General features: G+C 66.6%; 8 protein-coding genes. 3 read left to right on the forward strand and 5 right to left on the reverse strand.

All coding sequences use genetic code 11. From position 1 onward, the window contains the following. The first annotated feature begins 7 nt into the window (after positions 1-7). Together V6M89_RS05875 and V6M89_RS05880 are read left to right on the forward strand one after the other, a co-directional pair. Complete coding sequence (locus V6M89_RS05875) at positions 8-4,576, forward strand: PAS domain S-box protein (protein WP_332852320.1); 4,569 nt, start codon at positions 8-10, stop codon at positions 4,574-4,576. A gap of 13 nt (positions 4,577-4,589) precedes the next feature. Beyond that, a complete protein-coding gene (locus tag V6M89_RS05880; protein WP_332852321.1) occupies positions 4,590-5,522 on the forward strand; it encodes a diguanylate cyclase domain-containing protein in 933 nt (310 codons plus the stop codon). Between the two features lie 22 nt (positions 5,523-5,544). Here V6M89_RS05880 and V6M89_RS05885 read toward each other — a convergent pair whose 3' ends face one another. Beyond that, the gene (locus tag V6M89_RS05885) at positions 5,545-6,714 is read right to left on the reverse strand and encodes an FAD-dependent oxidoreductase (protein ID WP_332852322.1); all 1,170 of its coding nucleotides are present in this window, start codon (positions 6,712-6,714) and stop codon (positions 5,545-5,547) included. Between the two features lie 98 nt (positions 6,715-6,812). On the opposite strand from V6M89_RS05885, the gene V6M89_RS05890 reads away from it, so the two are divergent. Continuing rightward, positions 6,813-7,601: an AraC family transcriptional regulator gene (locus V6M89_RS05890; protein WP_332852323.1), complete on the forward strand. Its 789-nt coding sequence runs from the start codon at positions 6,813-6,815 to the stop codon at positions 7,599-7,601. Here V6M89_RS05890 and V6M89_RS05895 read toward each other — a convergent pair. From V6M89_RS05895 to V6M89_RS05910, 4 genes are all read right to left on the reverse strand, one after another. After that, complete coding sequence (locus V6M89_RS05895; protein WP_332852324.1) at positions 7,598-8,698, reverse strand: lipase family protein; 1,101 nt, start codon at positions 8,696-8,698, stop codon at positions 7,598-7,600. The two genes, V6M89_RS05890 and V6M89_RS05895, sit on opposite strands and share 4 nt — an antisense overlap. A 168-nt stretch (positions 8,699-8,866) precedes the next feature. Next, positions 8,867-10,135 carry a PepSY-associated TM helix domain-containing protein gene (locus V6M89_RS05900; RefSeq protein WP_332852325.1) on the reverse strand — a complete coding sequence of 423 codons (1,269 nt, stop codon included), beginning with the start codon at positions 10,133-10,135 and terminating at the stop codon, positions 8,867-8,869. Then, positions 10,135-11,526: an MATE family efflux transporter gene (locus V6M89_RS05905; protein ID WP_332852326.1), complete on the reverse strand. Its 1,392-nt coding sequence runs from the start codon at positions 11,524-11,526 to the stop codon at positions 10,135-10,137. The genes V6M89_RS05900 and V6M89_RS05905 overlap by 1 nt, the downstream gene beginning before the upstream one ends. After that, entirely contained in the window at positions 11,523-12,854 is a 1,332-nt protein-coding gene (locus V6M89_RS05910) for a lysine N(6)-hydroxylase/L-ornithine N(5)-oxygenase family protein (RefSeq protein WP_332852327.1), read from the reverse strand. The genes V6M89_RS05905 and V6M89_RS05910 overlap by 4 nt, the downstream gene beginning before the upstream one ends. Positions 12,855-12,863 lie beyond the last annotated feature (9 nt).

The following is a 12,863-nucleotide window of genomic DNA, read 5'->3' on the forward strand; positions in this document are numbered from 1 at the left end:
CAAGGCCATGCAGTCGTTGATAGCGCGCCGGCTGGCGCCCCGAAATGTCCTGCGCATGCTGGCCGGCGGCCTGGCCGCGCTGGTGACCGTGGTCGTCACGCTGTACGCGCTCGGCCGTTATGAAGGCCAGCAAACGCTGGCGGAGCTGGAGATGCGGATCCGCGGACGCAGCATCGCCAACGCCGGCATCTTGCAGCGCGAACTGGACGACTTGCGGCGCGACACCATTTTCCTGGCCAGCGTGCCGCCCGTCGCCGGCCTCGCCCGCGCCGAGGGCAATGGCGGTTACGACGCCCTGGAAAATACGCCCGGCACCTATTGGGAAGCGCGGCTGGTCAACATCTTCACCGCCTACGCCATCGCCAATCCCGACATCACCCAGCTGCGCCTGATCGGCGTGGCCGATCAGGGACGCGAGCGCATCAGGATAGACCGCTCAGGTGGCAAGCTGGTCGCCACCAGCAAAGCGGACCTCCAGCAGAAAGGCGAAACGGAGTACATGCGCATGGCGATGCGCCTGCCCGCCGGCCAAACCTATCTGTCCGAAATTAACCTCAACCGCGAACATGGCGAGCTGCAGGTCCCCCACGTTGCCACCATCCGGGCGGCGACGCCGGTGTACAACAGTGCCGGACAGGTGTTCGCTGTGGTGGTCATCAACTATGACGTCCGGGCGATCATGCGGCCGGTCAGCGGCAATCTGCCGACCGGGTTTCGCGCCTACCTGACCAATGCCGCCGGCGATTTCGTGCTGCATCCCGATCCGTCGCGCGCCTATGGCTTCGAGCGGGGGCGGCGCTGGCGGTGGCAGGACGAATTCGCCACCACCGATGGCGCCGGCCTGTCGACCTCATTGCAGCAGGTCACCGCCGCCAACGGCCAGTCCCTGTACGTGGCGGAAACGCGGGTCAAGCTGGACCCGGCGCAACCGGGGCGCGACTACCGCTTCATGCTGGCGGCCACCGACACCGCCGTGACCGGCGCCATGATGACGATGCGGCTCGGCGTGCTGTTCGCGATGCTGGTGGGCGCGCTGCTGGTCGGCGCGGCGGCGCAGCTGTACTTGCGCCAGCGGCGCCAGGTGGACGAGCACCAGGCGCGCATGTCGGCCATCGTCGAGAATTCGCACGATGCCATCATCGGCAAAACCCTGGACGGCACCGTCACCAGCTGGAACCGGGGGGCGGAACGGATGTTCGGCTATGCGGCGGGCGAGGCGATCGGCCGCTCGCTCGCGGAACTCATCGTTCCGGCTGACGCGGCGGATGAAGAAGCGCAGATCCTGCGCCGCATCGCGCAAGGCGACGGGGTGGCGGACATGCATACCCGGCGCCGCCGCCGGGATGGCCGGCTGCTGACCGTTTCCGTCACCTCCTCGCCGATCCGCGGCGCGGACGGCCGCATCATCGGCGCCGCCAAGACCGTGCGCGACATCGGCGAGCAGGAGGCGGCCAACCAGCGCGTCCGCGACCTGAACGCGACGCTCGAGCAGCAGGTGCGGCAGCGCACGCTGCATCTGGAATCGGTCACCATGCTGCAACGGGCCATTCTGGACCATGCCTCCTACGCCATCATCGCGACCGACGAGACGGGCATCATCCGTCTGTTCAATCCCGCCGCCGAGCGCATGCTTGGTTATGCGGCAGATCAAGTACTGGGCCTGCTGACGCCCGCCGTGTTGCACGATCCCGACGAAGTGGCGGCCCGGGCCGCCGTGCTGTCGCAAGAGCTGCAGCGTGTGGTGGAGCCCGGTTTCGAGGCCTTCGTCGCCAAGGCCAGGCTGGGCCTGGCGGACGAGAACGAATGGACCTACATCCGCCGCGACGGCTCGCGCTTCCCGGTGTTGCTGTCGGTGACCGCCTTGAGCGGTGCGGACGGCGTCATCAACGGTTACCTGGGCATCGCCTCCGACACCACGGCGCGCGAGCAGGACCGGCGGGTGCTGGTGGCCGCCCGCGATCAATTGCTCGACGCCGCCGAGGTGGCCGAACTGGGCATCTGGACCTGGACCCTGGACACCGGCCTGCTGGAGTGGAACCAGCGCATGTACGACTTCTACGACGTCCCGCCGGAAGCCTACGGCGGCGGCCTGCATTATGAACATTGGCGCCAGCACGTCCATCCCGACGATGTCGACGCGACCGTGGCAAAGCTGATGGATGCGGTCGCCGGCACCGGCAAGTACGACCCCGTGTTCCGCGTCGTGCGGGCCGACGGCACGCTGCGCTACATCCAGGCGGCGGCCTCGGTCGAGCGCGACGCCAAGGGCAAGGCGATCAGAGTGCTGGGCATCAACCGCGACATCACGGCCCAGCATCAGGCGGAAGCCACCTTGCGCGCCGCGACCGAGGCGGCCGACAGCGCCAACCGGGCCAAATCCGAGTTCCTGGCGAATATGAGCCATGAAATCCGCTCGCCGATGAACGCGGTGCTGGGCATGCTGGCCTTGCTGAAAACCACCGCGCTCGACACCCGCCAGCTCGACTACGCCGACAAGGCCGAACGCGCCGGCCGCGCCTTGCTGGGCATCCTGAACGACATCCTCGACTTCTCCCGGGTGGAAGCGGGCAAGCTCACGCTCGACCCCTACCCCTTCAGCCACGACCAGCTGCTGCGCGAGATCAGCGTGATCCTGGCGGCCAACCTGGAGGACAAGGACATTGAAATCTCCTACCGGATCGACCCCGCCCTGCCCGACTGGATGGTGGGCGACGCCATGCGCCTGCAGCAGGTGCTGATCAACCTCGCCGGCAATGCCATCAAATTTACCCAGCAGGGCGAGGTGGTCGTCACGGTGCAAGCCTTGCCGCCGGAACAGCGCGACATCGCGAGATACGGCGCCGACGCGCTGCGCGTGGGTTTCGGCATCCGCGATACCGGCATCGGCATCTCGGCGGAACAATGCCAGCGCATCTTTGTCGGCTTTTCCCAGGCCGAGGCCTCGACCGCGCGTCGCTACGGCGGTTCCGGACTGGGGCTGTCCATCAGCCAGCGCCTGGTCGCCATGATGGACGGCGTGCTGACCGTAGAAAGCGTGGTTGGCCAGGGCAGCACCTTCTCCTTCAGCATCGCCTGCCAGCGCGCGCCGGCGCCGGCGGCGAGCGGCCCCGGGGCCGCCCGGTTCGGGGCGCTGAGATGCCTGGTCGTGGACGACCACGAGACCGCCCGCGCCTCGATGACCGCCATGTTGGCTTCATTTGGCTGGACGGTCGACGCCGTGCCCAGCGGGGCCGCCGCGCTGGCCGCCATCGAGCATAACGCCGCCCTCCCCTACGATGTATATTTCGTCGACTGGCGCATGACCGGCATGGACGGCTGGGAGACCGCGGTGCGGATCCGCCGGCTCGCCGCGCGCGGCCAGGCGCCGCTGATCATCATGGTGACCGCGCATGGACGGGAGGTGCTGGCCTTGCAACAGGCCGATGGCGAGGTGCTCGACGGGGTGGTGGTCAAGCCGGCCACGCCGTCGATGCTGTTCGACGCGGTAGCCAAGGCCGCCGATCCCGCCCGCGCAAACGGCGCCACCCGCCTGGCCGGCGCGCGCCGCCTGGCCGGCCTGCGCTTGTTGTTGGTGGAGGACAATCCGACCAACCAACAAGTGGCGTTCGAACTGCTCAACCAGGAAGGGGCCAGCGTCGAAGTGGCCAACGACGGCAGCGCGGCGATCCGCGCCGTGCTCGGCGCCGTCCAGTCTTTCGACTGCGTGCTGATGGACATACAAATGCCACAGATGGATGGCTACACCGCCACCCGCGCCATCCGCGCGCAGCCAAACGGCGCTCGCTTGCCCATCATCGCGATGACCGCCAATGTCATGGAGAGCGACCGCGAACTGGCCTTGGCCGCCGGCATGAACGACCATGTCGGCAAGCCCTTCGACTTGCCCAAATTGGTCGAGACCATCTGCCGGCATACCGGCAGGGATAAACCTGAGCCGCAGCCAGTGGCGGCGGCGGCACAGCCTGCGGCGCGGCTGGAGCGCCCCGGCCTGGAGGGCGGGACGGCGCTGGCCCGCTTCGGTGGCAACACGCTGTTCTACCGGCGCGCGTTGCGCGGCTTCGTGGCCGAACTGGCCACGCTGGAGGACCAGGTGCCGCTGCTGCCCGGCGGCAGCGCGGCCAGCGCGGCCGCGCTGCACAGCCTCAAGGGCGTGGCCGGCACCGTCGGCGCCGATGCGCTGGCGGAGGCCGCGTCCGGGCTGGAGCAACTGGTGCGCGACCAGGCCAGTCCCGCCGCATGGGCCGCCGCGCACGCCGCATTGATGAGCGTGGCGCGGCAGGCGGCCGAGAGCGCCACCGCGCTGGCCGCGGATCTGGAAAGCCTGGAACCGGCGCAGCCAGCGGCGATATCGGCCGATCCGTCGGCGTTGCCGGATGGGCTGCGCAAGCTGCATGGTTTGCTGGCGGCTTCGAATCTGGACGCCTTGCCGTTGTTTGAAGCGTTGTTGCGCGACTATGGGCAGCGCATGCCAGCGGAGTTTTCCGAGATGAACGACGCGATTGAACGATTCGACTTCGCGGCGGCGGCGCAGCATTGCGCCGCCACGCAGCGTCAATTGCCGGCCGAGCCATCGTAACTGGAGCAACGAGATGAACACAAACTTACAGACCGGCGCAAGGCACGGCAAAGTACTACTGGTGGACGACCAGCAGGCCAATCTGCGGCTGATGCATCAGATCCTGGCCGGCGACTACGAACTGTTTGTCGCCACCAGCGGTGTGCAGGCGCTGGAGCTGTGCGAGCGCGGCGCGCCCGACCTGGTGCTGCTCGATGTCGTCATGCCCGGCCTGGACGGCCTGGAAGTGTGCCGGCGCCTGAAACAGCATCCCGATACGCGCGGCATCGCCGTCATTTTCGTGACTGCCGGCACCACGCCGGAGGAGGAAAACGCCTGCTGGGCAGCCGGCGGCGCCGACTTCGTTACCAAGCCGGTCAATCCGCTGACGCTGCGCCACCGGGTGCGCGCCCATTTGCAGCTGAAGCAATACGTCGACACGCTGCACGCGCTGGCCTTCGTGGACGGTCTGACCGGCATCGCCAACCGGCGCCACCTGAATGAGCGGCTGGAGGTCGAATGGCGGCGCTGCCTGCGCAGCGGCATGCCGCTGGCGGTGCTGATGATCGATGTGGATTTTTTCAAACGCTACAACGACCGCTACGGCCACCAGGCCGGCGACGACTGCCTGAAGCGGGTGGCCGGCGCGCTGTCCTCGGCCATGCAGCGCGCCGGCGACCTGGCGGGACGTTATGGCGGCGAAGAGTTTCTCTGCCTGCTGCCGGAAACCGACGTCGCCGCCACGCGCGCATTGGCCGAGCGGGTGGAGCTGGCCGTTCGGGCGCTGGCCATCGAGCATCTGGATTCCGCGACCGCGCCGGTGGTCACCATCAGCGTCGGCGCCGCCGTCGTGCATCCGGGGCCGGACCAGGCCCCTGCCACCTTGCTGCAACGGGCGGACGCGGCCTTGTACAAGGCCAAGCAACTGGGGCGCGGCCAGGCTTTCGTCTCGGACGAGCAGGACTGACAACGGGGCAAGCCGCTGGCCGTCAAATCCCGGCCGTCGCGTCCTTCGCGCTGCCGTACAGCCGCTGGGCGCCGCGTGCCGATGCCTGCAGCGCCGCGCCCGCGCGCAGGCGCATATCGTTTTCGTAGCTGCCGACGGCCTGCTCCAGCGTCAGCGCGCCCATCAGCGCCTTGGCCAGCTGCGTGGCCAGCGTGGCCGCATCGCGCAGCGCGCTATTGCAGCCCAAACCGCTGGCCGGACTCATCACGTGCACCGCGTCGCCCAGCGCCGTCACCCTGCCCGGAACCGTCTCCAACGGTGTGCCCGCCTGTCGGACTGGCAGCATGGCCAGCATGCCGGCCGGCGTCGCGGCGAATACCGCGCTTAGTCCCGGCGCCCAGTGTTCGCTGACGGCGGCGATGCAGCGCCGCACGGCGGCTTCGTCGGCAGGCAACTGCGCGCCCAGGCCGAAGCGTTCGCGCCGACCTATCATCGCCCAGTACAGGTAGTCTTGGACCGGGTTCAGCGTGACCGCGCCGGAAAAGCGCATGGCATCGAGCACCAGCGCCAGATCGTCGCCGAACACCACCGAGGTGCCCTGCCGCAGCAGCGGCGCGATCGCCGCGCTGTCCAGCCCTGCCCGGCCGTAGATGCAGACGGCGCCTGTATCGTGCGCCTGCGCCGATGGGAAGCACTGCGCCGCGACGCGCGAATGGCTGCCGTCGGCGCCGACCAGCAGATCGGCCCGGTGGCGCGTGCCATCGGTAAATTCAAACGACACGCGGCCTTCGTGGTCGCGGTCGATCTTGCGCAGCTCCTTGCCGAAGTGCACTCTGTCGGCGATGCCGCACATCAGCACCTCACGCAAGGTCTGGCGATGGGCCTTGAGGTCCTGCTCGGCGTGCTCGCCGTCATCCCAGGCCTCGTTCCAGCGCGCCGCGCTGTTGAGCTGGACGTCCAGCGCATGGACCTGCCCGAGCTCATCCGCGCAGCTAGCCTGGAACAAGGCGTACAACTGCGGCGGCAGGCACTCGCGCAGCGCCGCTTGGCCGTCGGCATTGATGCGGAGGCGATAGCCTTGGGGGCGGCTGTCCAGCGCCGCGTCGCGCTCGAACACGTCGAACGGAATGCCTAGCCGCTTCAGCGCTTGGGCGAGGCACAGTCCGCCAAGGCCGGCGCCGATGATGGCGACGTGGAATCGATTGTTCTGCATGGGATATCTGTCCTGGTTGGTTGCTAAGAACCTCAGTATTGGACAATTCAGTCGTGCAGTGATAACGTGGTTTGGTCGATAAATAATGAAATTGAGCCATGCAGGAAAACCACAGCGAGCGTGAGGACGGCCCCGATCTGATCGTGCTGTGGGGCGATCCCGGCCAGGGCAACGAGTTTCAACTGGGGACGCGGGAATACGACTGGCACCGCCATCATCGCGGCCAGGTGTTTTGCGTGGAGAGCGGCCTGGTGCATGTGCGGACCGCCACCGGCTCCTGGCTGCTGCCGCCGCAACGCGCGGGCTGGCTGCCGCCCGGCGAACTGCACAGGGTCAGCATCACCGGCGCGGGCAGCGGCTGGACCGTGCTGCTGACGCCCGCCGCCAGCGCGCAACTGCCGCCCCACCCCACCGTCATCGGCGTGACCGAGATCATGCGCGCGCTGGTGCGCCAGGCCGCGACATGGACCGGACAGGAAGCGCTGTCGCCGCCGCAGCAACGCGTGTTGTCGGTGTTGCTGGACGAGCTGCACCAGCAGCCGCAAGCCGCCCTGCACCTGCCCATGCCGCAGGACCGCCGCCTGCTGCGCATCACCGCCGCACTGGCCGCCGCGCCGGACGACGGCCGCAGCCTCGCCGAATGGGCGGACTGGGCCGGCTTGTCGTCACGCAGCATGAGCCGGTTGTTTCGCCGCGAAACCGGTTGCAGCTTCGGGCAATGGCGGCAGCAATTCCTGCTGTCGATCGCGCTGGAACGCCTGGCGCAGGGCGTATCGGTGAACGCCGTCTCCGACGCGCTGGGCTACGCCACGACCAGCAACTTCATCGTCATGTTCAAGCGCCATTTCGGGGCATCCCCGGGACGGTATTTTCGGACCCGGCCTTAGTTGATTTTAGAAACTTCCGGATGGACCACTGTGGAAGCGTAGTCGTCGATCGGAGCCGGCGCTGCCGCCGGTTGCCAATTGGAGGCACTCTCGATGCTGCCGTACAGCAGCGTCATGCTGTGACGCCCAGATGGTCCGGCACTGATGGCTGGAAAAGCGATTCTGACGTCGACCCGATTTTCACGGGGCAAGTTGAATTTCGTCGAGACTCCACGGACAAACGACAGCGCCTCCCCATCGATGTAGACCCGATGAATGATCGGGTCCTGCGCGATCACGGCCTTCCTCCATTTGAGAAAGAACCATCCGGTGGCCGGGCTCGGATCGAATGTAATGGTTGAGCGCACAAGACAAGCGTCAACGGAATACGCCAGATGTTGGGCAAGTCCACCGCCCAAGGAATGTCCGGTCAGCTCGATCGGGACCTGCATGCCCTCAGTTTTTCCTTGCACGGCCGTGCAGACAGGAGTCGATTTGGTTTTAGGCAGCACACGGGCCAGCGCCTCGATCATTCTCATCCCCTCGGCTCGAGCCTCCTTGAATTGAGCATTTCCGCCGACACCGAAATCGACGTTGCTAAAATTCGCGACCCAGTCGTTGAGCCATTGTCGGCGTATGTTCTCCGTGCCGCGAAAGGCGATCGTCGCTTCAAGCGGACGGCCAGCCGGGTCAAGCTTCACGTACGTTTCGTATTCCAACCCCACGTTGCCGCGACATGGCCGGAGCGGTTCGGCGGCGCCGGCTGGTTCCATACCAAGAGTGATCATCATTTTTCTGTCGAGCCTGATCCAATCTTTCGGGAGATCCAGCGCCAGGGTTTTGGGATCAGAGGAAGCAACATAGTCGCAGGCCGTCGCCAGAAGCGCAGTGGACCCACGCAGCTCCCTCCGATAGACCGCTTCTGACATTTTTGCATACGGGACGTAGCGGGCCATCGCCGCAATCGCTTCCGCGTCCGTTAGCGTTTTTTCCGCATCGCCCGCCGAGGTACGTGCCGACTCGTAAACCGTGGGGAATTGGTTGCCAGTCGCCGTGCAGCCAGCGAATAATCCGGTCACTACGAGCAGCAGCGCCAGTTTGATTTTGTGCTTTTCCATCGTTTCTCCGTCGAAGTTCCGCCATCCACATTGGAGCGCCCGCTCCAGGCGATGTGCGATTAAATTATCATATTGATAATTCCAAGTGGGAACTTATCGGAGATTTTTCATCGAATTTTCACCGCAGAGTCGTTTTTTACAACACCTCCACGGTGAAGCAGGGTTTGCTCAACGCCGCGCGGCCGCCGCCGCCGGCGCCGACACTCTGGCCGCCGCAGTGACCCGAGCGCTTCGTTTGCGCCACCAGATCAGCACGCCGGTCACGGACAAGGTGGCGACGACCAGGCCCATCAGCGAGATCAGCACGCGACCCGGTATGCCCAGGATGCGTCCCGAGTGCAGCGGGAACTGGGCCTGGATGAAGATGTCGGCCGCCGTGCCCTTCCACGGCTGGCGGTCGCCCAGCAGTGCGCCGCTGCGGCCATCAAAGTACAGCTGCCGGTGGCCGACGCCGCCGGCGCCGTGCTCGTCCTGCGGCGCGAAGAAGGCCACCGAGTAGATGCCGTACTCGGGCGAATACGACAGGTTCCCCACCGGCTCGCGCCAGCCGCGCCGGGCTGCTTCCGGTTCGGCCTTGGCCTGCACTTCGGCATATGCCAGCGCGGGTGCGATCGGCTTGGTCGGGCCAGTCGGCGTGCGCACATCGAACGGCGACGGCGTCACGTCCGACACCAGCGACATCACGGGGAAGAACACCTCCCGGTACAGGTTCAATGAGAACGCCGTGAAGGCGATGATGAACAGCAGCAGCCAGGTCCACAGGCTGAACGCGCGATGCAGGTCGAAATTGAACTTGGTGCCGCCGGCGCCAAAGCGGATCAGCCATGCAGGCCGCCAGCGCTGCCACCAGCTCTTGGACTGCGGGCCGACCGCCACCACCGTGCGCCGCCGCACCGGCAGCGTGAGATAGAAGCCGACAAAACTGTCCACCGTCCAGATCATCGCGATGCCGCCCATCAGCCACAGGCCCCATTGCTCGATGCCCCACATCTGCGGAATGTGCAGCGTGTAGTGCAGCTGGTAGAGGAAGGACACGAACGTCTCGCGCGTGATCGGCCAGGCCGCGCCCCACTTGCGCGCGCCCAGCTCCGCGCCGGTGACCGGATCGACAAACACCTGGTTGTACGGCGCCGGATACAGCGCGCCGGTGGCCGGGTTCACGCGTGGCTCCACGTAGAAGGCCAGCGAATGTCCCGGTTCCGCCGCCATCGGCACCGACAGCACCTGCATCTGCGGATGGCGCGCCTCCAACGCCCGCGCCAGTTGCAGCGCCGGCAGCGCCGGGCCGACGCCGGATGCATCGGTCAGGTGCGGGTTGAGCAGTTCATCCAGCTCGTGATCCCAGGAGATCACGGCGCCGGTCACGCCGCTGATGAAAAGGAAGCCGGCGATCAGCAGACCGGCCCAGCGATGCAGCAATGTAGCGATTCGACGCATTAGTTTGTAGCCTGTAGAGTTTCAATCGAAGACGCGCCTTCCTGGCCGGCGATGCGGCGCAGCGCGCCCATTTCGCCGAGCAGCATGGTCGCGCCCAATGCGGCGCTCAGGGTGGCGGCGATCGCCATGCTGGCGATCAGTCCATTCAGTCCCCACAGCGACGGCAGCAGGAACAGCAGCGGTATCAGCAGGTAGCCGTGCGGCGCCAACACCAGCCAGGCGGCCTTGCGGCTACGCTCCGCAGCCTGCAGCGCCACCACCGCCACCATGTGGAAGCCGAACAGGCAAAAGCTCAGGTGGAACACGCGGCAGGTCGTCACCGCCAGCTGCTGCACGGCGGGATCGTTGGTGAACCAGGTGACGATCCACGGCGCGAACACGATCACCAGCGCCGAATAGACGATGGCGAAGCCGCTGCAGATGGCAAGCATCAGCCGCGTCGTCTGCAGGAAGCGCAGGCGCTGTCCGCCGCCCCAGCTAAAGCCCAGCAAGGCTTGCGCGCCAAGGCAGAAGCCCACCAGCGGCAGGCTGCCGCCGGTCAGGATGCGCAGGCCGATCGCCACCGCCGCCACGGCCGTGTCGCCGTAGCTCGCGGCGTTCCGGTAGATCAGTGCGAACGCCACCGCCGCCAGTCCGGTCGACATGGCGGCAGGTACGCCCACCTGCACCACTTGCCACAAGCCGCGCCAGTCGATCCGCACATGGCGCGGCGCCACATGGATCTTGCCGATGCGTTTGTAGAAGTAGACGGCATACGCTGCCAGCGCCGCCAGCGCGGAGATCAGCGTGGCCCAGGCCGCGCCGGCCACGCCCATCTCGTAGTGGAAGATCAGGATCGGATCGAGAATCACGTTCAGCGCGAAGGAACCGATCAAGGTCCACATGCTGAAGCGGGTGTTCCCTTCCGAGATGGCGATGAAGTCGCACAGCATCTGCAACAGGATCAGCGGCGCGCTGTAGCAGAAGATGGTGGCGTAGACGGTCGATGCCGGCATGGCTTCGGCCGTGGTGCCCATCGCGGCCAGCAGCATGGGCAGCAGCGGTATCAGCAGCGCCGCCATCACGCAGCCGGCCACGCCCAGCAGCACCATGACGGTGCTGGCGGTGCGATTGGCCTGTTGCCCGTCGCCGGCGCCCAGCATGCGCGCCACGCAGCTGGCCACGCCCACGCCCGCGCCTTCGCCGATCGCGCCGAACACGATCAGCAAGGGGAAGCAGATGCTGATCGCGGCGATGGCGTGCACGCCCAGCTGGCTGACGAAGAAGGCATTCGCCAACTGGTGCATCGCATTGGCCGACAAGCCGATCACCGCCGGCAGCGCCAGGGTGAACAACAGGCGCTTGAGGTGCGGCGAATTCATGTCCGGCAAAGCGGCGCTGGCGAAACTCATTCCACTTCCTCCATCACGACGTTGTCGGTACGGGCCGGCCGTTGCGGCTTGGGCGACAACTTGTCCACCAGCGACAACGCGATCTCGTGTGAACGTATCGCCAGCACCGACAGCAGCGTGTCGGCCAGGCCGTGCGTGGTCTCGGACGAACCCTGCACGAAGATCGGCGCCTGCACGTGGGCCGGCGTGGCCAGCTGATAGTGGCGGCCGATCGTAAAGCCGTCCAACTCGTGTTCAAGTTCGGCCAACAGCGAACGGCTGGTGTCGCGCAGATAGCCGGTGGCGCTGATCACGCGCTGGTAGCGCTGCTGGCGTAGCTCCCCGGCGCCTGCCTGGGCCAGGCTCAGGGTCAGACCATGCTCGTCGCTTTGCACCTGCTCGATGGCGCAGGAGCTGAGCACCCTCACCCGCTCGTTGCCGTCGACGCGCTGGGCGTACAGCATGGCGCTGATGCGTTCTATCAGGTCGCCGTCCACCACGGCGTAGTTCGTGTGGCGGAATTCCGCCAGTAGCGACTGCCGCACCTGCTGCGGTTGGCCGAAGAAGAAGTCGGTGTAGTCCGGGTCGAAGATGTGGTTGATCGATGGGCCGTCTTCCGATGGCTTGAGCGTTGAACCGCGCAGGATCAGGTCCACCTTCGCGTTCGGATAGCGCGACACCAGGTCGAGGAAGATCTCGGCCGCGCTCTGGCCGCCGCCCACCACCGCCAGCGCATGCTCGCCGCTGGTGCCGAGCGGATTGCGTTCGATCTCGCTCAAGTAGCGCGACGAATGGATGATGCGCGCATCGTTGAGCTCCGCCAGGCACGCCGGCACGAATGGCCGGCCGCCGGGCGCGAACACCAGGCTGCGGGTGCGGCGCTGGCGCTCGCGGCCCGCAACGTCGGCGGAGTGCACCTGCAGCGCGACCACGTCGCGGCCTTTGTATTCGGGGACCACGCGGGTGACGCTTTCGCCATAGCGGCTATGGGCGTCGAAATGGCCGGCGGTCCAACGCAGGTAGTCGTTGAACTCGATCCGGCTCGGGAAGAAGGTCTTCTGGCTGATGAAGGCCTCCAGCCGGTTGTGCTGGCGCAGGTAGTTCACGAAGGAGTAAGGGCTGGTCGGATCGCGCAGCGACACCAGGTCCTTCAGGAAGGAGATCTGCATATCGGTGCCGGGCAACAGCATATCGCCGTGCCAGGTGAAGCGCGGTTGGCGCTCGATGAAGCAATGCGACAGTTCGCGCCCGCGCTCCCGCAGGATCTCGTCCAGCGCGATGGCCAGCGCCAGGTTGGACGGGCCGAAGCCGACGCCGACGATGTCGTAGGTATGTGGTTCAGTGTACATGGTCGCTCC

Source organism: Duganella sp. S19_KUP01_CR8 (assembly GCF_036688705.1).
In the GTDB taxonomy this organism is placed as follows: domain Bacteria; phylum Pseudomonadota; class Gammaproteobacteria; order Burkholderiales; family Burkholderiaceae_D; genus Rugamonas.